Consider the following 24648-nt stretch of genomic DNA (forward strand, 5'->3'; position numbering starts at 1 on the left):
CAATGAAATACTCAAAATCTGTGGCTTGCGTCGATCCTTGTGGGAGCTGGCTTGCCAGCGAAGCAGACGACTCGGTCTGGCAGCAACACCGCAGTGCTGCCATCGCTGGCAAGCCAGCTCCCACAGGACTTGTATTAGCTATCCAGTGCTTTGTATTTTTCGCGCAGGTGGTTACGGATCCACACTGCCGACAGGTTGAGCGTGGCGATCACCATGACCAGCAGCAGCGCCGTGGCGTACACCAGTGGGCGTGCGGCCTCGACGTTCGGGCTCTGGAAGCCGACGTCATAAATATGGAAGCCCAGGTGCATGATCTTCTGGTCCAGGTGCAGGTACGGGTAGTTACCGTCCAGCGGCAACGACGGCGCCAGTTTCACCACGCCCACCAGCATCAACGGTGCTACCTCGCCGGCCGCTCGGGCCACCGCGAGAATCATGCCGGTCATCATCGCCGGACTGGCCATCGGCAGCACGATCTTCCACAGGGTTTCCGCCTTGGTCGCACCGAGGGCCAACGAGCCCTCACGCACGGTGCGGGGAATCCGCGCCAGGCCTTCTTCGGTGGCCACGATCACCACCGGCACTGCCAGCAGCGCCAGGGTCAGCGAGGCCCAGAGCAGTCCTGGCGTACCGAAGGTCGGCGCCGGCAAGGCTTCCGGGAAGAACAGGCGGTCAACCGAGCCACCCAGGACGTAGACGAAGAAGCCCAGGCCGAACACCCCGTAGACAATCGCCGGCACACCCGCCAGGTTGTTCACCGCGATGCGGATCAACCGGGTCATGGTGCCCTGGCGTGCATATTCACGCAGGTAAACCGCCGCCAGTACACCAAACGGGGTGACGATCATCGCCATGATCAGGGTCATCATCACGGTGCCGAAGATCGCCGGGAAGATCCCGCCTTCGGTGTTGGCTTCACGTGGGTCGTCGCTGAGGAATTCCCAGACCTTGCTGAAGTAGAAGCCGACCTTGGTCAAGGTGCTCATCGCGTTCGGCTGGAAGGCGTGAACCACCTTGCCCAGTTCTATTTCGACTTCCTTGCCGTTGCCATCGCGGGCCGTCAGGCTGTCGCGATTGACCTGCGCATGCAGATCACCCAGGCGCTTTTCAATGTCCTGGTAGCGGGCATTGAGCTCGGCGCGATCCGACTCCATGTCGGCCTGGGCCGCGGCGTCCAGCTTGCCGTCCAGTTCCAGCTTGCGACCGTGCAGGCGGATACGCTCCAGGCCGGCGTTGATCGCACCAATGTCGGATTTTTCCAGGGTCTTGAGTTCAGCCGCCAGTTTGCTGACTCGCTCGATCCGCGCTTGCAGCTCAGGCCAGGCGGCCTCGCCTTCCGCGATGACCTTGCCGTCTTGCTTGACGTTGACCAGGTAGCCGTAGAAGTTGCCCCATTCACGACGCTCGATTGCCATCAGTTCCGGTGGCGTGGTCTGGTTGGTCAGCCACTCGCCGACGATCCAGGTGAAGTCGTTGCCGTTGAGATCACGGTTGCCGACCTTGATCAGCTCGCGGGTCATGAACTCAGGGCCCTGGTCCGGGACCGGCAGGCCCGCGCTTTTCAGGCGCTCACGTGGCACTTGTTCCTTCTGCACCACTTCGCCGATGACCACATGGTTGGCCTGGCCCGGCACATCGTACTGGGCATGCACCAGGTCGGCGGGCCAGAAGTGGCCCAGGCCGCGCACGGCAATCACTGCCAGCAAACCAATGGTCATGATGACGGCGATGGCCACCGCGCCACCGCTGATCCAGACGCCGGGGGCGCCGCTCTTGAACCATCCTTTCAGGGAGTTCTGTTTCACAGACTTCTACCTTTCTTAAAGCGACGAGTATTTCTTGCGCAGACGCTGACGAATCAGTTCCGCGAGGGTATTCATGACGAAGGTGAACAGCAGCAGCACCAAGGCCGAGAGGAACAGCACGCGGTAGTGGCTACCGCCGACTTCCGACTCCGGCATTTCCACCGCGACGTTGGCCGCCAGGGTCCGCAGGCCTTCGAACAGGTTCATCTCCATCACCGGGGTGTTACCGGTGGCCATCAGCACGATCATGGTTTCGCCGACTGCGCGCCCCATGCCGATCATCAGGGCCGAGAAAATGCCCGGGCTGGCGGTCAGGATCACCACCCGCGTCATGGTCTGCCATGGCGTGGCACCCAGGGCCAGCGAGCCCAGGGTCAGGCCGCGCGGCACACTGAACACGGCGTCTTCGGCGATCGAGTAGATGTTCGGGATCACCGCAAAACCCATGGCCAGGCCGACTACCAGGGCGTTGCGCTGGTCGTAGGTAATGCCCAGGTCGTGGGAGATCCACATGCGCATGTCGCCACCGAAGAACCAGGTCTCCAGGTACGGGCTCATGTACAGCGAGAGCCAGCCGACGAAGATGATCACCGGGATCAGGATCGCGCTTTCCCAGCCGTCCGGCACTTTCAGGCGGATCGACTCAGGCAGGCGGCTGAAGGTGAAACCCGCCACCAGGATACCGACTGGCATCAACAGCAGCAGGCTGAAGATGCCCGGCAAGTGCCCTTCCACATAGGGAGCGAGGAACAGGCCGGCGAAGAAGCCGAGGATCACCGTCGGCATCGCCTCCATCAGCTCGATCACCGGCTTGACCTTGCGGCGCATGCCAGGCGCCATGAAGTAGGCGGTATAGATCGCCGCTGCAATGGCCAGTGGCGCGGCCAGCAGCATGGCGTAGAACGCCGCTTTCAAGGTACCGAAGGTCAGCGGCGACAAGCTCAGCTTGGGCTCGAAGTCGGTGTTGGCCGCGGTCGATTGCCAGACGTATTTAGGCTCGTCGTAGTTTTCGTACCAGACCTTGCTCCACAGTGCACTCCAGGAAACTTCCGGGTGCGGGTTGTCGAGCAGCAAGGGTTGCAGCTTGCCGCCCTGCTCCACGATCACCCGGTTGGCACGCGGCGACAGGCCGAAGATGCCCTGGCCGTCGACCACCTGGTCCACCAGCATGGTGCGGTGGGCGGTGCTGTGGAACACGCCGAGCTTGCCGGACGCGTCCAGGGCAACAAAGCCTTTGCGACGCTCTTCGGCGGTGATTTCAACGATAGGCGCGGTGCCCATCTGGAAGGTCCGGATCTGCTTCAGGCGTTGCTCGCCATCCGGATCACGGGCCATGAACCATTGGGCCAGGCCGCCCTTGGAGTCACCGATGATCAGCGAGATACCGCCCACCAGCTGGGTGCTGGCGGTGACTTGGGTTTCGCCATCTTCCAGTAGCTTGTAGCGACCGTTGAGGTTTTTTTCCCGCAGGCTGAACACATCGGCCTGGGCCCGGCCGTTAAGCACGTACAGCCACTGCTGGCGCGGGTCGATGAAGATGTTCTTCACCGGCTCGGTCATTTGCGGCAAATCGATGCGCTGCTGATCACTGGTGACTTCACCGGTCATCATGTTTTCTTCTTTAGTCAGCGCCAGGACGTGCAACTGCGCACCGCTGGAACCGGCGACCACCAGGGTCGTGTCGGTCGCGTTGAGGCTGACGTGCTCCAGCGCGGCGCCCTGCTCGTTCAGCGCAATCGGCGCCTCACCGTAGGGGTACTCGATGGCCGGCGAGATGGTCTTCTTGCCATCCGGGTAGCTGACTTTATAGGTGTGACGGAACACCAGGGCCTGGCCGTTGGACAGGCCAACGATCACCAGCGGGCTGCCGGGCTGGTCTTCACCGATCGAGGCAACGCTGGTACCGGCCGGGATCGGCAGGTCGACGCGACGCAGTTCGGCGCCACTGTCGAGGTCAAAGAACAGCGCCTGGCCCTTGTCGGAAACCCGCATGGCGACCTGGTTCTGCTCTTCGAGGGAAATCATCAGCGGCTTGCCGGCGTCTTGCATCCAGGCAGGCGTGATCGAGTCTTTGGCGGTCAACTCGGCACCCTGGAACAGCGGGGCGACGACATAGGCCAGGAAGAAGAAAATCAGGGTGATCGCGCCGAGCACGGCGAGGCCGCCGATCAGCACGTACCAGCGGGTCAGGCGATCCTTGAGCGCACGAATGCGCCGCTTGCGTTGCAGCTCAGGCGTATTGAAATCAATGCGCTTGGGAGGGGAAGTCGTAGTCATTGGGGAATTGGCCAGATCATTCATGCGCACACCCTAGCGATCCTGTATGACAGAAAGATGACAATGCAGTGACGCAACAAATCCGCCGCCTGTGGAAACTGGCAGCGGATAGAAAATTGAGGGCCGGTAAACACCGGCATGTGTAGGAGCGAGGCTTGCCCGCTCCTACATTGATCCGGGGCTAGCCCGGATCAGGGTTTTACTTTTTTGCGACTTCAGCGCCACCTTCGTGCAGACCCAGGTCAGCCAGTGCCTTGGCGGCTACCTTGGCTGGCAGTGGGATGTAACCGTCCTTGACGACCACTTCCTGGCCCTGTTTCGACAGGATCAGTTTCACGAACTCGGCTTCCAGCGGGGCCAGAGGCTTGTTCGGGGCCTTGTTGACGTACACGTAGAGGAAACGCGACAGTGGGTACTTGCCGTTCAGGGCGTTTTCTTCGGTGTCTTCGATGAAGTCAGTGCTGCCTTTCTTGGCCAGGGCCACGGTCTTCACGCTAGCGGTCTTGTAGCCGATACCCGAGTAACCGATGCCGTTCAGCGAGGAGCTGATCGATTGCACCACCGAGGCCGAGCCCGGTTGTTCGTTGACGTTTGGCTTGAAGTCGCCTTTGCACAGGGCTTCTTCCTTGAAGTAGCCATAAGTGCCGGATACCGAGTTGCGACCGAACAGCTGTACCGGCTTGTTGGCCAGGTCGCCGGTCACACCCAGGTCACCCCAGGTTTTCACGTCGGCCTTGGCGCCGCACAGGCGAGTCGAGGAGAACACAGCATCGACCTGTTCCATGGTCAGGTGCTTGATCGGGTTGTCTTTGTGCACGAACACGGCCAGGGCATCCACGGCGACCGGGATGGCGGTCGGCTTGTAGCCGTACTTGGTTTCGAAGGCCTGCAGCTCGTTGTCCTTCATCTTGCGGCTCATCGGGCCCAGGTTAGCGGTGCCTTCAGTCAGCGCAGGTGGTGCGGTCGAGGAACCGGCAGCCTGAATCTGGATATTGACGTTCGGGTATTCTTTTTTGTAGTTCTCAGCCCACAGGGTCATGAGGTTAGCCAGGGTATCGGAGCCGACGCTGGACAGGTTGCCCGACACACCAGTGGTCTTGGTGTAGCTCGGGATAGCAGGGTCAACAGCGGCAACTGCGTTGGCAGTCGCAACGCCAGCAGCGACAAAAGTCATTGCCGCCATCAAACGCTTCAGTTTCATGCCTTACTCCTGGTAATAGGGTGTTTTAGGTCGGGGCCAAGTATCGGCAGGCCGTGTGAACACTCTATGACTTGAATATGACAATTAGATGAAAGGCCAGCATGGGCTGTTACGCGCTGATTCGTGGTGTATCCAATCGCCAGCAGACGCAGAGCCGGGCGGCGCTCCGTCTGCTTGCAATGATGTCAGTACTAATGATGCAAGAAGTCGGGCCTAGCGCCCCTTCTTCCACAGATACCCGCCCACGATGATCCCCACGCCGCAGATGATCGCCACGTAGTAGGCCGGCCCCATCGGGCTTTCCTTGAGCAACAGGGTGACGACCATCGGTGTCAGGCCACCGAAGATGGCGTAGGCCAGGTTGTAGGAGAACGACAGGCCGCTGAAGCGCACCACGGCCGGGAAGGCCTTGACCATGACGTAGGGCACCGCACCGATGGTGCCGACCAAAAGGCCAGTCAGGGAGTACATCGGGAACAGCCAGTCCGGGTGATTGAACAGGCTGTGATAGAAGGTCCACGAACTCAGCAGCAGCAAGCCGCTGCCGAACACAAACACCCGGCCTGCACCGAAGCGGTCAGCCAGGGCGCCGGACGCCACGCAGCCCAGGCTCAGGAACACGATCGCCAGGCTGTTGGCCTGCAATGCGGTGGTGGCCGAGAAGTGGTAGACGGTTTGCAGCACGGTCGGGGTCATCAGGATCACCACGATGATCCCGGCCGACAGCAGCCAGGTCAGCAGCATCGAGATGGCGATCGCCCCGCGATGGTCGCGCAGTACCGCACGCAGCGGCACTTCTTCGGCCAGAGCCTTGCGCAGCTGCAACTCGGCGAACACCGGGGTTTCGTGCAGCCAGCGACGCAGGTAAACCGAGAACAGGCCAAACACGCCACCCAGCAGGAACGGGATCCGCCAGGCGTAGTCGGCGACTTGCTCAGGGGTATAGATGCTGTTGATCGCCGTGGCTACCAGCGAGCCCAGGAGGATGCCGGCGGTCAGGCCTGACGTCAGCGTGCCGCAGGCATAGCCAATGTGCCGCCCAGGCACGTGCTCGGAAACGAACACCCATGCCCCCGGCACTTCCCCGCCAATGGCGGCGCCCTGGATCACCCGCATCAGCAGCAGCAGGATCGGTGCCCACATGCCGATCTGCGCGTAGGTCGGCAGCAGGCCCATGATCAACGTCGGCACCGCCATCATGAAGATGCTCAGGGTGAACATCTTCTTGCGACCCAGCAGGTCACCGAAGTGGGCCATGACGATGCCACCCAGTGGCCGTGCCAGGTACCCGGCGGCAAAGATCCCGAAGGTCTGCATCAGGCGTAGCCACTCGGGCATGTCCGCCGGGAAGAACAGCTTGCCGACCACCGTGGCGAAAAACACGAAGATGATGAAGTCGTAGAACTCCAGCGCACCGCCCAGGGCGGAAAGCGACAGGGTCTTGTAGTCGTTGCGGGTCAAGGGACGTGCGGGCTGCGCGGGTGACGCTATGCTCGATGGCGCTGTGGTCATGGCAAGGGCTTCTCTTATAGTCAGATCTGCAACCCCAACAACGCTGGCTGGGGCTTGGGCAGGTTCGGCACGATAGCAAATTGTTCGAAAAAGCACAGGGATGCGCGTAATTGACAGTCAAAATGAGAACCGGACGGTCGTCGCGCGGTCTACCGCTCGATATACTCGCAGCCTGCAACACGCTGCAAGGGTTGCTGTGCGAAGACGCTGCTGGTGCGACCAGTCGATTTCGCAGAGTTTCCCTTTAGCACGCCTTATGGAAAACGCGACGAACGTAGTATGTTCGGGCTGAATCGTTTTTCTCAAGACGGCTATTCACCTGAAGTACCAATGAGAGTCACGGGTTAGAGGCACCCCCGGCATGATAGAACTCGAACAAGACGATCCGATCCCGCAAGGCGACCTGGCCCTGCAAATCACCGCGCTTCCTCGCGAGACCAACGGCTTTGGCGATATTTTCGGCGGCTGGCTGGTGTCCCAGATGGACTTGGCAGGCACGGCGATGGCCAGCAAGATCGCCGGTGGGCGCGTTGCCACCGTGGCCATCGATCGCATGGCTTTCCTGGTACCGGTCGCCGTCGGCGCACAGCTCTCGTTCTATACCCAGGCCCAGGAAATCGGTCGTACGTCGATCAAGATGCTGGTCGAGGTCTGGAGCGACGATCCGCTGTCCAGCGAGTGGCGTAAGGTCACCGAAGCGGCGTTCGTGTTTGTTGCCATCGACGGCAGCGGTCGTACCCGCTCGGTACCCCCGCGAGCCTGTTGAATCCCCCCTGTTGCCGATCGAGAGCTGTCCCATGAACACGCCCAATGTTGAAGCGGTAAAACTGGATCAACTGAACTGCTGGCGGATTCGCCAGGGTCAGGCCGAATTGCTGGTAGCCCAGCAAGGCGCGCATATCCTCAGCTATCAACTGGCCGGGCAGCCGCCCCTGATCTGGCTCAACGACGAGGCGGTGTTCCAGACCGGCAAAAGCATCCGCGCCGGGGTGCCCGTGTGCTGGCCGTGGTTCGGCAACTTCGAACGCAACCCACCGAGCGTGCAGGCCATGCGCGTCAGCGATCAGCCTGCCAGCGCCCACGGTCTGGTGCGGGCGCTGGACTGGGAACTGGAAGGCATCGAAACCGAGGGCGACAGCCTGAACGTAGTGTTTGCCCTGCCCGTCCCGGAAAACGGCCTGCCCGGCTGGCCCCATCAGGTCGACCTGAAGCTGAACATTCGTCTGGATGAGCAACTGCAGATCGATCTGACCAGCCACAACTGGGGCACTGACAGCGTCACCATCAGCCAGGCGCTGCACAGCTACTTCGCGGTCAGCGACGTGCGCAACGTGCACGTCGAAGGCGTGGACGGGCTGCAGTACATCGAAACCCTGGACAACTGGAACACCGTCACTCAGCACGGCGATCTGCGGTTCAGTGGCGAAACCGACCGGATTTACCTCAATACCCCGGACAAACTGAGCATTGTCGACCCGGCCTGGGAGCGACGTATCGAATTGACCGCCCGCGGTTCACGCTCGGCAGTGATCTGGAATCCCTGGACCGAGCGCGCAGCAGCGTTCAGCGACATGGCCGACGATGGCTGGCAGCGCATGCTGTGCATCGAGACGGCCAATGTGCTGGGTGATGTGGTCACGTTGGCGCCCGGGGAGAGTCATACGCTGGGTGTGAGCATCGCGAGTTTGGCGGTTTAGCTCAAGAAGACCGCAGCCTGCGGCAGTTCCTACAGGTCGGATTCTTGTACCACCCGTACCTGGGCGGCATCGAGGGCGTAGGCGGCATCGGCCAGGTCGTTGTTGACCGTCTCGATCTTCAACGTGCCGCTGACCCACAAGGGCGTGTAGATGTCGTCCAGCTTCAAGCCCTTGGGGTAGCGCACCAGCACCAGTTGATTGGGCGGTGGTGGTGGCACATGAATGCAGGCGCCCGGGTACGGCACCAGGAAGAACAGCGTGCTGCGGCCCTTGCCGTCGGTTTCCAGCGGCACCGGGTAACCACCGATGCGCACCTGCTTGTGGTTCATCGCGGCCACGGTCTTGGTCGAATACATCACCGCCGGCAAGCCCTTGCTCTGCTTCAAGCCACCCTTGTCGGTAAAGGTGCCATTGGCTTCCGGAGAGTTGTGGTCGATTTCCGGCATGGCTTCCAGCGCCTTCTGATCCGACTTGGGCATCAGTTCGAGCCAGTCGGTTTCCGGCAGGTCGCCAGCATGGGCCAGGCCAGTGCCCAGCAATACAAGAGTCAGCAGAAGACGGCGCATGAAGGTGCTCGGCAAAGAAGGGAAGTCAGGTCGCCGGGCATTCTAGCCCGCTGCGCGTGAACTGCGCAGCGGGCTTGATCGCTTGAATCAGTTCTTTTTGACCAGACCGTAGATCACCAGCAGCACCACCGCGCCCACCAGGGCACCGAGGAAGCCCGCGCCTTGACCGGCCTGGTAGATGCCCAGTGCCTGGCCGCCGTAGGTCGCGGCCAGTGAGCCGGCGATACCGAGCAGGATGGTCATGATCCAGCCCATGCTGTCATCACCCGGTTTCAGGAAACGAGCCAGCAGGCCCACGATCAATCCGATGAAGATGGTTCCGATAATTCCCATGGCGCTTCCCTCTGAGTGAAATAGCTATGCCAAAGCCTAGACAGACTTTGGCATCCTGCCATCAGAGAACACTGGGCACCGAAGGTTCCCAGCGTGCCATGGGTTTATTGCTCGGCGATCAGCGCCTGGACCTTGAGGATCTGCTGCTCGAGCGTGACCTTGTCGGCGCAGCGCAGGTTGGCGTGGCCGACCTTGCGCCCGACCTTGAACGCCTTCCCGTAGTGGTGCAGATGGCAATCGTCGATGGCGATGACCTTATCCACCGGCGGAACCACGCCAATGAAGTTGAGCATGGCGCTTTCGCCGACTTTCGCCGTCGAGCCCAGCGGCAGGCCGGCAACGGCGCGCAGGTGGTTTTCGAACTGGCTGCACTCGGCGCCTTCGGTGGTCCAGTGCCCGGAGTTGTGGACCCGCGGAGCGATTTCGTTGGCCTTGAGGCCACCGTCGACTTCAAAGAACTCGAACGCCATCACGCCGACGTAGTCCAGTTGCTTGAGCACACGGCTCGAATAGTCCTCGGCCAGGGCTTGCAGCGGGTGCTCGGTGCTGGCCACGGACAACTTGAGGATGCCGCTGTCGTGGGTGTTGTGCACCAGTGGGTAGAATTTCGTCTCCCCATCACGGGCACGCACGGCAATCAGCGAGACTTCGCCGGTGAACGGCACGAAGCCTTCCAGCAGGCAGGCCACGCTGCCCAGCTCGGCGAAGGTACCCTCCACATCTTGCGCGGTGCGCAGGACTTTCTGGCCCTTGCCGTCATAACCCAGGGTGCGGGTTTTCAGCACGGCGGGCAGGCCGATGGCAGCCACAGCGGCGTCCAGGTCAGCTTGCGACTGGATGTCAGCGAACGCCGGGGTGGGAATCCCCAGGTCCTTGAACATGCTTTTTTCGAACCAGCGGTCGCGAGCAATGCGCAGCGCTTCGGCGCTCGGGTAGACCGGGACGAACTGCGACAGGAAGGCCACGGTTTCAGCCGGGACGCTTTCGAACTCGAAGGTCACCAGGTCGACTTCGTCGGCCAGTTGACGCAAGTGATCCTGATCGCCGTAATCGGCCCGCAGATGCTCACCCAGCGCGGCGGCACAAGCATCCGGCGCCGGATCCAGGAAAGCGAAGTTCATGCCCAGCGGAGTTCCCGCCAGGGCCAGCATGCGGCCCAACTGGCCGCCACCGATTACACCGATCTTCATCGTCAACAACCTCAGGCGATGCGTGGGTCTGGATTTTCCAGGACGCTGTCTGTCTGCTCAGCACGGAAGGTTTTGAGCACCGCGTGGAACTGCGGGTGCTTGGCGCCAAGGATACTCGCCGACAGCAGGGCTGCGTTGATCGCGCCCGCTTTGCCGATGGCCAGGGTGGCGACCGGAATGCCCGCAGGCATCTGCACTATAGAGAGCAGCGAATCAACGCCCGAGAGCATCGACGACTGCACCGGCACGCCCAGGACCGGCAGGTGGGTCTTGGCCGCACACATGCCAGGCAAGTGGGCCGCGCCGCCAGCACCGGCGATAATCACCTCGATGCCACGCGACTCAGCCTCCTCGGCGTACTGGAACAGCAGGTCCGGGGTGCGGTGGGCAGAGACCACTTTCACCTCGTAAGGGATGCCGAGCTTTTCCAGCATATCGGCGGTGTGGCTAAGGGTGGACCAATCGGACTTGGAGCCCATGATCACGCCAACCAGTGCACTCATCGTCGCGCCTCTTCTCTCTGGGCGCCCGCAGGCGCATCAAAAAACAACAAGCCACGCAGGATGCGTGGCTTGTTTGTACGAATTATGGCCAGTCGTAACCGGCCGAAGGCCGCGCAGTATACCTCAAAGAAGCGGATAAACAGCCCCTGTGGCGACCATCTGTCACGCGCTCGAAAAATAGGTATTTCTTGACTATCAAGTCAGTCAATTGACTGCCTGAATGTGTTCGGATCTCGAGATCGCTAGTTTATTAAAACGCTTACTCGAAACAATTAAACCCACTAAAAAATTGCGGACACCGCCAGACAACGTAAATATAAAACGGCAAAAAATCATAATTGAACAGGGAGTACAAATATGAAAAAGCCTATTACCATAATAGTTGTCCTTCACAATGACCTTCAGGAATATCAAAAAAATGATTTATACACTGATTACTTTTCCTGGTTGAAAACAGAACTTGAATCCATCTCGGAACGGTACGTCAGATTTTTGTTGCACTCTCATCATGAAGTTCCGCACTTATCAGGATACAACTACAAAAACGAAGATGGTGTAGCTGCGCTGCGAGGGTGGGTAAACCTGATACAGGACTGGTATACAAAGATATTAAAATACGAAGAACATGAACCGGGCCTGACGAAAGTCCTCTTGTTGACCCGAAACAATATCTACGCAAAGGCAGGGGGGCTCCTCGGAGGGATAGCCGGATACGGCCTTGTCAAAGGTCATTGCGCAATTGCGGCGATCACCTCCAAACAAATTCCAGCACATGAAATAGGCCACATGTTGGGCGCGACACATGAAGACAGCGAAGTCATCTATAACGGCTGGTGGCACGACACGATCATGCTCTCGGACGAATTCTCCAGCGCACGTGGAAACGCTTATCGATACAGTGATAAGAACAGGGAAAACATTCGCAAACACCTTAGTACTTTTGTGTAAGTTCGATTCGCATCGTGCGATCGGAAATCCGAGCATGGCGTGTTTGCGCTATTAACACGCTGACGCCGAATTAACAGCAATTCATGGCCACAGCAGTGGCCATGAATTTTTGGCACTCAAACAGTAGCACCCGCTACGCCACTCTCGAGCTTGCGCCACAACAACCGGACATTCGCTTTGCGCACCAGCGCACAGCGATACAAACGGATCTCCAGCGGCACATGCCATTGCGGTCCACCACACACTACCAATTCGCCACGCGTCAGCTCGGCACGCACGCTCAGCTGCGGCACCCAGGCGATGCCCAGCCCCTCCAGGGCCATGCTTTTCAGGCTGTCGGCCATGGCGGTTTCGTAGATCGTGGTGAAACGCAGTGCCCTTTGGCGCAGCAGCATATTCACCGAGCGGCCAAGAAACGCACCGGCGCTGTAGGCCAGCAACGGCACGCTGCCCTCGCCTTCCAGATCGAACAGCGGTTTTCCATCGGCATCGGCCGCGCACACCGGCAGCATTTCGGTGTGGCCCAGGTGCAGCGAAGGAAAGATCTCCGGGTCCATTTGCATGGCGGCATCCGGGTCGTAGAACGCCAGCATCAGGTCACAACCGCCCTCGCGCAGCGCATGCACCGCATCGCCGACGTTGGTCGCCACCAGGCGCGTGGCGATGTTCAGGCCTTCGTTGCGCAATTGTGCGATCCAGCGCGGGAAGAACCCCAGGGCCAGGGAGTGCGCGGCCGCCACCTGCATGACCTCGCCCTGGCCGCCTTCAAGGTGGTGCAAATGCCGCAGCACTTCGCCCAGTTGTTCGACCACGGTGCGTGCGGTTACCAGGAACAACTGGCCGGCCGCCGTCAGCTCGATCGGCGTGCGCGAGCGATTGACCAGTTGCAGGCCCAGTGCGGCCTCCAGGCTGCGGATTCGCCGGCTGAACGCCGGCTGGGTGACGAAACGTCGCTCAGCCGCCTGGGAGAAGCTGCGGGTGGCAGCCAGGGCACTAAAGTCCTCCAGCCATTTGCTTTCCAGATTCATCAGGTCCTCCCGGACACGCACCATTTTAGGTCACACGCTCGCCGCTCGGGCGGCGTCACATCGGCATTATGCCGAATACGCATAGGCCAGTGTTTAACAGCATTGGCCCAAAATTCTCCACAAGCCTAGCATTCACAGCGTTCCGGCACAGACCGGGTCCATATCGAGATGATTTCTATCATGTCCTCCGCTGCATCTTTCCGCACCGAAAAAGACCTGCTTGGCGTACTCGAAGTACCGGCTCAAGCGTATTACGGCATCCAGACCCTGCGAGCGGTGAACAACTTCCGTCTCTCCGGCGTTCCGATTTCGCATTACCCGAAGCTGGTTGTGGGTCTGGCAATGGTCAAGCAGGCCGCTGCTGACGCCAACCGCGAGCTGGGTCACCTCAGCGAAGCCAAGCACGCTGCCATCAGCGAAGCCTGTGCTCGCCTGATCCGCGGCGACTTCCACGAAGAGTTCGTGGTGGACATGATTCAAGGCGGCGCTGGCACTTCGACCAACATGAATGCCAACGAAGTGATCGCCAACATCGCGCTGGAGGCCATGGGCCACCAGAAAGGCGAATACCAGTACCTGCACCCTAACAACGACGTGAACATGGCGCAGTCGACCAACGACGCTTACCCAACGGCCATCCGCCTGGGTCTGCTGTTGGGTCATGACGCCCTGCTCGCCAGCCTCGACAGCCTGATCCAGTCGTTCGCCGCCAAAGGTGAAGAATTCGGCCACGTCCTGAAGATGGGTCGTACCCAGCTGCAAGACGCCGTGCCGATGACCCTTGGCCAGGAATTCCGTGCCTTCGCCACCACCCTGGGTGAAGACCTGGCACGCCTGAAGACTCTGGCTCCGGAGCTGCTGACCGAAGTCAACCTGGGCGGCACCGCGATCGGTACCGGCATCAACGCCGACCCGCGTTACCAGCACCTGGCCGTTGAACGCCTGGCCTTGATCAGCGGTCAACCGCTGGTCCCGGCTGCCGACCTGATCGAAGCGACCTCCGACATGGGTGCCTTCGTGCTGTTCTCCGGCATGCTCAAGCGCACCGCGGTCAAGCTGTCGAAGATCTGCAACGACCTGCGCCTGCTGTCCAGCGGCCCACGCACCGGCATCAACGAAATCAACCTGCCAGCGCGTCAGCCAGGCAGCTCGATCATGCCAGGCAAGGTCAACCCGGTTATTCCGGAAGCCGTCAACCAGGTAGCGTTCCAGATCATCGGCAACGACCTGGCCCTGACCATCGCGGCCGAAGGCGGCCAGCTGCAACTGAACGTGATGGAGCCGCTGATCGCCTTCAAGATCTTCGACTCGATCCGCCTGCTGCAACGCGCCATGGACATGCTGCGCGAGCACTGCATCGTCGGCATCACCGCCAACGAAGCCCGCTGCCGCGAACTGGTCGAGCACTCGATCGGCCTGGTCACCGCGCTGAACCCGTACATCGGCTATGAAAACGCCACCCGTATCGCCCGCATCGCTCTGGAAAGCGGCCGCGGCGTACTGGAACTGGTGCGCGAAGAAGGCTTGCTCGACGAAGAAATGCTCGCCGACATCCTGCGCCCGGAAAACATGATTGCCCCGCGTCTGGTGCCTCTGAAGGCCTGATGCTGTAGCACCGCTCACCAGGTCGAGGGACTAGACACCTCTCACCTTTTGAGGGCTTGGAGATCATTCTCCAAGCCCTTTTTTTTACCTGCAAAACCCTCGGTACGGGGGCTATAGCTGAATCCTTTAATCAGCTGTTGCAGACGTGTGCTCCATGGATAGGTATAGTGCCGCCCCTCTTCGCAGGAGCGGTCGTCGGTAGCGAGATCCAACCCGTGCGAAACCCGAACTAATAACAAACCCGCGATATGAAGCCGGGACAAATACCGCTTGGCCTGTAGTGCTGTGCACAAACGGGTGTAACGGAATGTGTCTGACTGGTCAGCATTTGCCAACACAAAAAACAGCGAGGAATACTCCATGCTCGAAGTCATTAACGACTTCCTCTCAGGGAAAGTACTGATCGTGCTCATTGTCGGGCTCGGTGGTTACTTCACGATCCGCTCGCGTTTCGTTCAATTGCGGCACTTTTTCCACATGTTCGCGGTGTTCCGCGACAGCCTCAAAAGCAGCGCTGGCCAGCTCAGTTCATTCCAGGCCCTGATGCTCAGCCTCGCCGGCCGTGTCGGTGCGGGCAACATTGCTGGCGTCGGCATTGCCGTGACCCTCGGCGGCCCAGGCGCAGTGTTCTGGATGTGGGTGACCGCGCTGGTCGGCATGTCCAGCAGCTTCTTCGAATGCTCCCTCGGCCAACTCTACAAGCGCTGCGACTCTGAAGGGCAGTACCGTGGCGGTCCGTCCTATTACATCCAGCACGGCCTGCAGAAACGCTGGCTGGGGATGATCATGGCGTTCCTGCTGCTGATCACCTTCGGCTTCGCCTTCAACGGCCTGCAAGCCCACGCCGTGACCCACTCGCTGAACAACGCCTTCGGCCTCGACACCACCTACACCGGCCTCGGCCTGGCGGTGCTGCTGGGCCTGGTGTTCGTCGGCGGGATCAAGCGCATCGCGGCCATCGCCGACCTGCTGGTGCCGGTCAAGACCCTGGTCTACATCGCGGTGACCATCTACGTGATCGTGCTGCAGTTCGACCAGGTGCCGGGCATGCTGATGACCATCGTCAAGAGCGCCTTCGGCCTGGACCAGGCCTTCGGTGGCCTGGTGGGCAGCGCCATCATCATGGGGGTGAAACGCGGAGTGTTTGCCAACGAAGCCGGCCTGGGCAGTGCGCCCAACGTCGCCGCCGTGGCGTCGGTCGAGCACCCGGTCGCGCAAGGCGTGGTCCAGGCGTTCAGCGTATTCCTCGACACCTTCATCATCTGCACCTGCACTGCGTTGCTGATCCTGCTGTCGGGTTTCTACACCCCGGGCTTCGAAGGTGACGGCATAGCCCTGACCCAGAACTCCCTGGCCGCAGTCGTCGGCGAGTGGGGCCGGATGTTCATCTCCGTGGCACTGGCGTTGTTCGTGTTCACCTCGATCCTCTACAACTACTACCTGGGCGAGAGCAACCTGCGCTACTTGATCGGCGAGAACCGCAAGGCGCTGATCGGCTATCGCGCCCTGGTGCTGGTGCTGATCTTCTGGGGTGCCATCGAGAACCTCAGCACGGTGTTCGCGTTCGCCGACATCACCATGACCATGCTCGCGTTCGTCAACCTGATCGCGCTGTTCCTGCTGTTCAAGGTCGGTATGCGCATCCTGCGCGACTACGATGACCAGCGTGCCGCCGGCATCAAGACCCCGGTTTTCGACTCCAGCAAGTTCCCCGACCTGGACCTGGACCTCAAGGCCTGGCCAGCCAACCCTCCCGCCGCGCCCCAGGCTCAGGAGCAACTGCAAGGCGTGACCGCAGCGCAACGCTGATCGGTAAAAAACCGGGTGCATCCCCTGCGCCCGACGTGACACAAGGTACGACCGGGGTCATGCTCGGTCGTACGCCGTCATCGTTCTCGGAGAATGACCATGAACTCATCTACCTATCCCGCCGCCCAACACGTCATGGTGCTCTACACCGGTGGCACCATTGGCATGCAAGCCAGTGCCCATGGCCTGGCGCCGGCGTCCGGCTTTGAAACACGGATGCGCGACTACCTGCACAGCCAGCCCGAGCTGGTGCTGGCGCAGTGGCGGTTTCGCGAAATGGCGCCGCTGATCGACAGCGCCAACATGACCCCGGCCTACTGGCAGCGCCTGCGCGAGGCCGTAGTCGAGGCGGTCGAGATCGACGGCTGTGACAGCGTGCTGGTCCTGCACGGTACCGACACCCTGGCCTACAGCGCAGCGGCCATGAGTTTCCAACTGCTGGGCCTGCACGCCCGCGTGGTGTTCACCGGTTCCATGCTGCCGGCCGGCGTGACCGACAGCGATGCCTGGGAAAACCTCAGCGGTGCCCTGGTCGCCCTCGGCCAGGGGCTGGCACCGGGCGTGCACCTGTACTTCCACGGCGAACTACTGGACCCGACCCGCTGCGCGAAAGTGCGCAGCTTCGGCCGGCACCCGTTCAAGCGCCTGGAGCGCCAGGGTGGCGGCGAAAAGGCTGCCGGCATACCGACGGCGCTTGGCTATAAACAGCCCAGACAACTGGCTAACGTCGCGGTGTTGCCACTGTTTCCCGGCATCGGTGCCGAGATCCTCGATGGCTTGCTCAACAGCGGCATCCAGGGCCTGGTGCTCGAATGCTATGGCAGCGGCACGGGGCCCAGCGATAACCCAGGGTTTCTTGCCAGCCTGGAACGGGCGCGCGATAAAGGCGTAGTGGTCGTTGCGGTCACGCAGTGCCATGAAGGGGGTGTCGAGCTGGATGTGTACGAAGCCGGCAGCCGCTTGCGCGACGCCGGCGTACTCTCGGGTGGTGGCATGACCCGCGAGGCAGCATTCGGCAAGTTGCATGCGCTGCTGGGAGCCGGGCTACAAACCGCTGAAGTCCGGCGGCTGGTCGAATTCGACCTGTGTGGCGAACTCAGCTGACACACCGCCCACCCCAGAACTGTCCTGCCAGCGATAGCGTTGTTGCCTGACACCGCGCTTTCACTGGCAAGACAGCGTCTACTATGTTCATCGCCAGGCACATAACTTGCTGCCTATTCCAGTACCCCATCGCTGGAATTGCCCATGCTGCACTCCCACCTCACCACGCTCAACGCCGTCTCGCTGGTGCTCAACACCTTCAAGGCCGAGGGACTTTCCAGCGATGCCTTGTTGGCCGGCAGCGGTATCAGTGCCGCGGACCTGAACCGGGCCGACACGCGCATCACCACCAACCAGGAGATGCAGGTCTGCGCCAATGCCGTCGCGCTCAAGCGTGACATCGGCCTGGAACTGGGCCGGCGAATGCACGTTTCCTGCTACGGCATCCTCGGTTACGCCCTGCTCACCAGTGCCACCTTAGGTGACGCATTGCGCCTGGCGATACGCTACCCGGCGCTTCTGGGAACACTCTTCGAGCTGAGCCTGGAGGACGATGGCGAGCGCGTCTGGTTCGTCGCGGCCGATTACCGCGAAAGCCCGACGATGGCTGTGTTCAATGCCGAGTTCTGCCTGGTCTCGCTGAAAGTCATCTGTGATGATCTGCTGGGCCATTCGCTGCCGTTGCGCGGGGTCCGCTTCGAGCATGCAGCACCGGACTATGAGGCGAGCTATGCCGAACACTTCAACTGCCCTCTGCATTTTGGCGCACGTGACACTGCGTTTGCCTTCGACAGGCACTGGTTGCAGCAAGTGCTGCCGCTGGCCGATGTCATCACCCACCAGGCCATGGCCGAACGCTGCCGCAAGCAGAACCTGGAATTCACGGGGCGCCAGGCATGGCTGGGGCGTATCCGGCAATTGCTCAGCTCGCAATTGAACGCCGCGCCAGGGCTCGAAGGCCTGGCTGGGCAGATGAATTGCTCGGCGCGCACCCTGCGCCGCCACCTCAAGGACCTGGGCTGCAGTTATCAGGAATTGCTCGACGAATTGCGCTTCGAGCAGGCCAAGCAAATGCTCTGCGAAGACCAGCTACCGATCTACCTGATCGCCGAGGCATTGGGCTTCAGCGAAACCGCCAGCTTTCGCCATGCGTTCGTGCGCTGGAGCGGTGTCGCGCCGAGCCAGTTCAGGCCCTGAGGGATCAAGGGGCGAATTTCGGTCATCTTTTTTGGCCGTATCGATCCCCTTTTGGCCTTTCCTGCCGTTCTCTGAAACCCTGCGTGCCGCAAGACTGTGTTCAACCGAATCAGCCCTGCGGAGAACAACAACATGCTGACCATCTACTCGGACGATCACCACCTGCACCACGGCCGTTGCGAACTGATCGACGGGCAACTCAAGCCATGCTTTGAGATGCCGTCACGCGCCGACCATGTGCTGGCACGGGTGCAACAGCAGAACCTGGGGCCGGTCGAGACGCCCAAGGACTTCGGCCTTGAGCCGATCGCGCGCATCCACAGCCGCGACTACCTGGACTTCTTCAAAGGCGCCTGGGCGCGCTGGACCGAGTTCAACACCGACGGCGATCTGCTGCCCTACACCTGGCCCGCCCGCACCCTGCGCGCGATCAGGCCCACCAGCCTGCACGGCCAACTCGGCTACTACAGCTTCGACGGCGGCGCACCGATCACCGCCGGCACCTGGCAAGCGGCCTACAGCGCTGCACAGGTTGCCCTGACCGCGCAGGCGGCGATCCAGGCCGGGGCTCATAGTGCCTTCGCCTTGTGCCGGCCACCGGGACACCACGCCGCTGGCGACTTGATGGGCGGTTACTGCTACCTCAACAACGCCGCCATCGCCGCCCAGGCATTCCTCGACCAGGGTCACCAAAAGGTCGCGATCCTTGACGTCGACTACCACCACGGCAACGGCACCCAAGCGATTTTCTACCCGCGCAGCGACGTGCTGTTCACCTCGATCCACGGCCATCCAGAAGCCGAGTTTCCATTCTTTCTTGGCTACGAAGATGAACTGGGCGAAGGTGCGGGCGAAGGTTTCAACTTCAACTATCCATTAGCGGCCGGCAGCGGCTGGGACACCTGGAGCGCAGCGCTGGAACAGGCCTGTAAAGAGATCCAAAGCTACGGCGCCGACATCGTCGTCGTATCCCTGGGTGTCGACACCTTCAAGGACGACCCGATCTCGCAATTCAAGCTCGACAGCCCGGACTACCTGGCCATGGGCAAACGCATCGCCAGGCTCGGCGTACCGACCCTGTTCGTCATGGAGGGCGGTTATGCGGTCGAAGAAATCGGCATCAACGCGGTGAACGTTCTAGAAGGTTTTGAAAGCGCTTGAAGAGTCGGGCATCTGATAGCCGCCTCGCTCCACCGTTACCAGACCTGCGCTAGCGCAGGTTTTTTTTGCCCACAATATTTTTTTACCGCCAATGCCTCCCTACCCATCACTACTTTGCAACGGATTGCGCACCCAACATCCCACGGTGCCTTCTGCCCCCCGCAAGGACGTGACCATGACTGAGTCTTCCAGCCCCTCTGCTGTACCAGGCCTACCACCCGATCAAGATGCCCTGCTCACCCAATTGGTGGCCGGCCCCTCGATCAGGGAAGTCGCCACCCATGCCCTGCAACCCGCCTTGAAAACCCTGTACCCGCTACTGTCTATCGACCCACGGCTGGCGATGGTGGTAACGCCGACCTGGACCTTGCACAACCAAGCCGTCGTTCCTGGGCCGCGACATGTCGAATCGCTGACCGATGCCCTGGTGCGCCATGGCGTCGCCGGTTCGCCGGTGGTCTACCTCGATGGCGAGCACTACCTCACCTTGCAACCCCAGGAGCGGACACCGGCTCAGTTGCCCGTCAGTATTGACGCCATCGGGCAGTTGCTAAACGAGCTGGTGCCGTTGCTGTTTGTCGCGTTTCAAGAACAGCAGGTCGATTACTGGAACCAGTTCACCCGCGCCTCGGCCCCGCGTTGGCAAGAATTATCCAAATCCCTGCGCGAGCTCTGGAACATCGATACCAACCCGAACTGGAGCAATGACCTCTGTGCGATGGCCCGCAACCTGTTCACCTACCCGCAAAAAAGCGCTCGCACGCTTCACGACCGCTATCGGTCGCGTGCATGCCTGGTCGACCTGGATTACCTGAACAAGGGTCTCTCGAACCACCTCAACATCCTCGACATGGCTGTACTCATTGGGACGGTGGGCACGCGCACGTTAATCCTCAGTCACTCCATCACCAGTGGTTTCAAGACCTATGATTCCTTGCAGGCGCTAGGCGAGTCCTTGCAGGCATACGCCGATGAGTCGACAGCGGACAATACCTTGCAGTGGCGACTGATTGAGCCCGAGGGCAATTACTTCGACCATCTGGCGTGCAACCTGATTGCCCTGCAAGCCGACTCGATTGGCGAGTTGGCGAACGATACCGCAACCCACAACCCTGACCTGGCGCCCCACATCAGCCGTACGCAAAACGAACTCGATCCGACGGACAAACAGGCACCTTCGCGATTCAACCGAGTCGAGCAAGCACTGCCGGACTGGATGGCCAACGCTTCCTCCAGCGATCTCACCGCTTACAGCCGTCACCTGATGGACCTGGCAACCATTCAGGAACAAAACCTCGGGCAGTCCTTTGAGGATGGGATCAAGCCGATTCGTCAGTACGCCCTGGATCAGTTGCGCGAGGCCATGCTCAAAGAGCATGCCGATGCCGAGCGACTGAACCTGGCTGATATCGAAATCGTGGTCGACAGCGTGGTGGTCTGGGGCAGCTTTACGCCCCTGGTGGAGCCTGAGCGCACCATCCTGAGCCTGGTCGACCTGGCGCTGCAAAACCTGATTGCCCTGCCGCTGGGCAACAAATCCGTGCGTAGCACCAGCGCCACAGCACTACCCACCTGGATGACGGTGAGTTACCTGGAGGCACTGATCGTCAGCGTCGACATCGGCAAGACCTACCCGGCACTGATCAAGAGCAAGTTGCTTGACGATCCGCTGGACAGCTTGCGGCGACAGAACCTGTTCACCAGTCGCCTTCGCGTCGAACTGCCACTGCTGGCCTTGCAGCAAAAGATTCGCGCGCAGGCTGGTATCGACGAACTGGGTTACCGCTACGTCGCCGCCGTGGTCCAGGTACTAGACGCCAATCGCTGGGTCGATGGTCAGGAGATCGTCATTCGCCCACTGGCTTTCAAACCCGGTTGGCGCATTGGCAACTCGACCGACAAAGTGACCAACATGTTCGTGATCGGCCCTCGGCAGATGGATAAGGGGCCATGCCTGCTTTACCGCCCCATGCTCGATCGGCCCCTGAGCCAACACCCGACGCCAGCCAACCTGATTTATGCCATCAAGCGTTCCCCGACATTGCGCCAATCGGTGCTCGCCTGGCTGCCGGACGGGGCGCGCGCCAATTACAGCAACTACGTGTTCACCGGTGACCGGCCTTCGGTCTGGACCCTTTCACAACTCCTGGCCGATCCTCTGACCCCCTTGCAGATGGGCGGTACGCTTACCCTGGGTTCTGAGGTCCTCGCCAGCGATTCCCTGGCCACGCTGTACAAGGCCAACGTCAACGCGCTGGTCGAGCTGGCGCAGCGACAATCGGTATCCAATGCGCAAAATCGCTGGGGCACCTTCAAACATGCAGCCTGGTTGATCCTTAACGCGGCACTGCCCTTTCTTGGCCGCACTGTCGGGACGGCCGCCTGGATCTGGCAGGTGCTGGATGACGTCGAACAAACCCTGGACGCCGCTGATACAGGCGACCGCGCACAACAAAAAACCGCCATGACCGACCTGTTGCTGACCCTGGCCATGGTCCTCGCCCACCACGCCAGCACACGCAAACCGACGGCCCGCAGAGTCGAGGAAAAGGTGCCGATAACCGAAGTAACCGAGAGCCCGGAAAAACCCGCAGTCACCCCTAAGACCATTGTTCAACAGCCTGATGTGATCGGCGAACATCCTGCACAACACCGCACATCGGTTACGACCGACGCCACCCTGAATCTGGCCAGCACCCTGGATCGCTTCGCAATCACCCGCCCCGAGAAAATCACCCTGACCACCGGTGAAAACGCTGTTCTGCGCGGCCTCTACCATCACGAGAACAGGTACTACGTATCCGTGAGTGAACGCTGGTTCGAGGTGGCCGTGGACGACGTGGGTGAGGTATCGCTTATCGACAGTCGACAGAACCCGGTGCGCAGCGGTCCTGCGTTGATCCGCAATGCGCGTGGCGAGTGGTTCATCGACACCCGCTTGCGCCTGCGTGGCGGCGGTTTGTCGAGTCGGCGCAAGGCACTGAAACAGCAAAACCGAGCGCGCGTCAGCGAGCTCAAAAAACAACTCGGTGAATTTGATAACGAACGCGAACTGGCACGTGCCGAGCTGACGGATGCGCGCAAAGCGATGAAATCGCTCAGTGGTGACGCCCTGCTTGCAGCCCAAACGCAGTTTCTCGAGAAGCTCGAGCGCCGCACCCTGGAGTACGCCACCCCTATCGAACAGCTGAAATCGCTGAACCTGCTCGACTCGGCCCCCAATTACCGAACTGCCATGGTCGAGATGCTCGATACCCAGCTGTTTTTTAACCAGACATGGCTTGATGAGCGCAATCCCACCTTCGCTCAGACCCTGACGCAAACCCTGGGGTTGCTTGAGGCCGAAGAAACCACAGGGGGGGCTGCCGACCGCGCAACCTACCGGAGAATGATCGACCTGACCGAGGAGGTGATCGGCAAAATCGAGTTTGCTCAATCGCGTTTCCAGGAGTTGAGCCGACTGGGTCGAAGCGCTGCCGAGGTCACCAGCACCTATCAGGCAAGACTGCCCGCGTTCAGCCTTAATGACCTCAAGGCGCTTCAGGTCTCGCTGGCCCGCGAGGTCTGCCTGAAAGAGGCAACCAGCGCTGCGCTGATCGAAGTTCAAAACTCATTCGAACGCCTGCTCGACACCGCCAACCTGGTGATCCAGACCTCGCAGGAATTGATGCTGGAAGGAGCTACCTGGGTTGCGGGCGACCGTATCGAGGGCCTCAACGGGACGCTGGAGCAGTTTGCCGCCGTCGACCAGGCGTTCGAAGACTTCGCCCTCAACCACAAGGACGCGGTGCTGGAGCAACCGTTCAAACATCTACGGATGCGCATCAGCGGGTTCCAGCAGACCGCCGAGGGTTACCTGGCGCAGTTGCTACGCGAGCAACTCCCACTGGAGCCCCAGCCCGGCCCTTCAAGGCCGGCGCCAGTGTCGCGCAAACGGGTAATCAAGACCCGCTTTCGGGGCACGGTCGTTGGCGAGGTCCGCCCCTCGGCGCCGGGACAACCGATATTGCTGGACGTAAAAGCGCCCATGACCGGCGACGTGATTGCCACCTTTCACGAAAAAACCCCCGGGGTCTGGGTTGAGCGGTTACAACCCCGGCGTCCTCGCCCGGCCGTACCACTAGCCGATCTCCAGGCGCAGATCACTCAAGGCCGGACGCTGCTTGATGGCGTGGAAAGCTTCATTCGACAAACCGAAGCGAGCGCGAAAAAACCAGGACGTATCCCGGTGGAAATCGAAGAACTGTTCCAGCACAAAGCCGACCTGCTCGACGAAGCTGCCAGGAGTCTGGAGCAGGCCCGGATCAGCGCCAATACCAGCAACGCGCCTGTGCCAGAGATCGAGCAACTCAACCAGGCACGCGATCGACTGAACGCCGAGGGCTACCGGATACGGGTCGAGATGATCAAACAACAACCGCCCACAGCCGCCCGTGTCGAATGGCTACTCGCCAAGAATGAAATCGACATAGTTTCGGGTGGTGATCGACGCCGGCTCAAAGGCCCGCGCCGGGATTACTTGCAGGAGTATGAAATTCGCCAGCGCCGCGGTGGGCAAACGCTGTGGTACGCACACTTCCACTACTCCAGCCAGGACGCGCCGCTCAAAGCGTTTACCGCCGCCCACCTGAAACTGCGCGATCAGCGATTCCTGACCGCAGCATTGGACGTACACGCGGCCACCAGCGCCCAGATGATCGCCATCTATCGCAGCGAAATCAGCCCGCAACTGGCGCACTCGCTGTTCTTTTCGTAAGCCGCGGACGTCAAAA

At 60.8% G+C, this 24648-nt stretch carries 19 protein-coding genes; 9 read left to right on the plus strand and 10 right to left on the minus strand.

Annotation, left to right across the window (positions count from 1 at the left end; translation table 11 throughout):
• Window positions 1-134 precede the first annotated feature (134 nt).
• The 4 genes from pstA to ACIOVD_RS08310 all read right to left on the minus strand — a co-directional run bounded on the left by pstA (window position 135) and on the right by ACIOVD_RS08310 (window position 6795).
• Window positions 135-1805 carry a phosphate ABC transporter permease PstA gene (pstA, locus tag ACIOVD_RS08295; RefSeq protein WP_095164929.1) on the minus strand — a complete coding sequence of 557 codons (1671 nt, stop codon included), beginning with the start codon at window positions 1803-1805 and terminating at the stop codon, window positions 135-137.
• Between the two features lie 15 nt (window positions 1806-1820).
• A complete protein-coding gene (locus tag ACIOVD_RS08300; RefSeq protein ID WP_401127159.1) occupies window positions 1821-3854 on the minus strand; it encodes an ABC transporter permease subunit in 2034 nt (677 codons plus the stop codon).
• Window positions 3855-4281: 427 nt separating this feature from the next.
• A complete protein-coding gene (locus ACIOVD_RS08305; RefSeq protein ID WP_095164933.1) occupies window positions 4282-5283 on the minus strand; it encodes a phosphate ABC transporter substrate-binding protein PstS in 1002 nt (333 codons plus the stop codon).
• A 213-nt stretch (window positions 5284-5496) separates the two neighbouring features.
• Complete coding sequence (locus ACIOVD_RS08310) at window positions 5497-6795, minus strand: MFS transporter (RefSeq protein WP_095164934.1); 1299 nt, start codon at window positions 6793-6795, stop codon at window positions 5497-5499.
• A gap of 361 nt (window positions 6796-7156) precedes the next feature.
• On the opposite strand from ACIOVD_RS08310, the gene ACIOVD_RS08315 reads away from it, so the two are divergent.
• Window positions 7157-7561 (plus strand): acyl-CoA thioesterase, encoded by a 405-nt coding sequence (locus tag ACIOVD_RS08315; RefSeq protein WP_095164936.1) that lies wholly within the window; start codon window positions 7157-7159, stop codon window positions 7559-7561.
• 31 nt (window positions 7562-7592) lie between these two features.
• Entirely contained in the window at window positions 7593-8492 is a 900-nt protein-coding gene (locus tag ACIOVD_RS08320) for a D-hexose-6-phosphate mutarotase (RefSeq protein ID WP_401127081.1), read from the plus strand.
• A gap of 29 nt (window positions 8493-8521) precedes the next feature.
• Here ACIOVD_RS08320 and ACIOVD_RS08325 read toward each other — a convergent pair whose 3' ends face one another.
• From ACIOVD_RS08325 to purE, 4 genes are all read right to left on the minus strand, one after another.
• A complete protein-coding gene (locus ACIOVD_RS08325) occupies window positions 8522-9058 on the minus strand; it encodes a DUF3299 domain-containing protein (RefSeq protein WP_095165198.1) in 537 nt (178 codons plus the stop codon).
• 87 nt (window positions 9059-9145) lie between these two features.
• Window positions 9146-9391, minus strand: a complete 246-nt coding sequence (locus ACIOVD_RS08330; RefSeq protein WP_095164940.1) for a GlsB/YeaQ/YmgE family stress response membrane protein — start codon at window positions 9389-9391, stop codon at window positions 9146-9148.
• A gap of 104 nt (window positions 9392-9495) precedes the next feature.
• Window positions 9496-10581 carry a 5-(carboxyamino)imidazole ribonucleotide synthase gene (locus ACIOVD_RS08335; RefSeq protein WP_095164942.1) on the minus strand — a complete coding sequence of 362 codons (1086 nt, stop codon included), beginning with the start codon at window positions 10579-10581 and terminating at the stop codon, window positions 9496-9498.
• Window positions 10582-10592: 11 nt separating this feature from the next.
• Complete coding sequence (purE, locus tag ACIOVD_RS08340) at window positions 10593-11084, minus strand: 5-(carboxyamino)imidazole ribonucleotide mutase (RefSeq protein WP_095164944.1); 492 nt, start codon at window positions 11082-11084, stop codon at window positions 10593-10595.
• A 357-nt stretch (window positions 11085-11441) separates the two neighbouring features.
• Between purE and ACIOVD_RS08345 the strand changes: the two genes are divergently transcribed.
• Entirely contained in the window at window positions 11442-12032 is a 591-nt protein-coding gene (locus ACIOVD_RS08345) for a hypothetical protein (RefSeq protein ID WP_095164946.1), read from the plus strand.
• 116 nt (window positions 12033-12148) lie between these two features.
• Here the strand turns inward: ACIOVD_RS08345 and ACIOVD_RS08350 are convergent, their stop codons facing one another.
• Entirely contained in the window at window positions 12149-13060 is a 912-nt protein-coding gene (locus ACIOVD_RS08350) for a LysR substrate-binding domain-containing protein (RefSeq protein WP_095164948.1), read from the minus strand.
• Between the two features lie 180 nt (window positions 13061-13240).
• Between ACIOVD_RS08350 and aspA the strand changes: the two genes are divergently transcribed.
• Window positions 13241-14665 (plus strand): aspartate ammonia-lyase, encoded by a 1425-nt coding sequence (gene aspA, locus ACIOVD_RS08355; RefSeq protein WP_095164950.1) that lies wholly within the window; start codon window positions 13241-13243, stop codon window positions 14663-14665.
• 41 nt (window positions 14666-14706) lie between these two features.
• Here aspA and ACIOVD_RS08360 read toward each other — a convergent pair whose 3' ends face one another.
• Complete coding sequence (locus ACIOVD_RS08360; protein ID WP_401127085.1) at window positions 14707-15027, minus strand: hypothetical protein; 321 nt, start codon at window positions 15025-15027, stop codon at window positions 14707-14709.
• Between ACIOVD_RS08360 and ACIOVD_RS08365 the strand changes: the two genes are divergently transcribed.
• The 5 genes from ACIOVD_RS08365 to ACIOVD_RS08385 all read left to right on the plus strand — a co-directional run bounded on the left by ACIOVD_RS08365 (window position 15026) and on the right by ACIOVD_RS08385 (window position 24632).
• Window positions 15026-16474, plus strand: a complete 1449-nt coding sequence (locus tag ACIOVD_RS08365; protein ID WP_401127087.1) for an alanine/glycine:cation symporter family protein — start codon at window positions 15026-15028, stop codon at window positions 16472-16474. The two genes, ACIOVD_RS08360 and ACIOVD_RS08365, sit on opposite strands and share 2 nt — an antisense overlap.
• 99 nt (window positions 16475-16573) lie before the next feature.
• Window positions 16574-17578 (plus strand): asparaginase, encoded by a 1005-nt coding sequence (locus tag ACIOVD_RS08370; RefSeq protein WP_401127089.1) that lies wholly within the window; start codon window positions 16574-16576, stop codon window positions 17576-17578.
• 144 nt (window positions 17579-17722) lie between these two features.
• On the plus strand, window positions 17723-18715 hold the full coding sequence (locus tag ACIOVD_RS08375; protein ID WP_401127091.1) for an AraC family transcriptional regulator: 993 nt from the start codon (window positions 17723-17725) through the stop codon (window positions 18713-18715).
• A 132-nt stretch (window positions 18716-18847) separates the two neighbouring features.
• Window positions 18848-19876, plus strand: coding sequence for a histone deacetylase family protein (locus ACIOVD_RS08380; protein WP_095164960.1), 1029 nt, complete (start codon window positions 18848-18850; stop codon window positions 19874-19876).
• A 175-nt stretch (window positions 19877-20051) separates the two neighbouring features.
• Window positions 20052-24632 carry a hypothetical protein gene (locus ACIOVD_RS08385; RefSeq protein WP_401127093.1) on the plus strand — a complete coding sequence of 1527 codons (4581 nt, stop codon included), beginning with the start codon at window positions 20052-20054 and terminating at the stop codon, window positions 24630-24632.
• Window positions 24633-24648 lie beyond the last annotated feature (16 nt).

The organism is Pseudomonas sp. NPDC087626, assembly GCF_044743405.1.
GTDB lineage: Bacteria > Pseudomonadota > Gammaproteobacteria > Pseudomonadales > Pseudomonadaceae > Aquipseudomonas.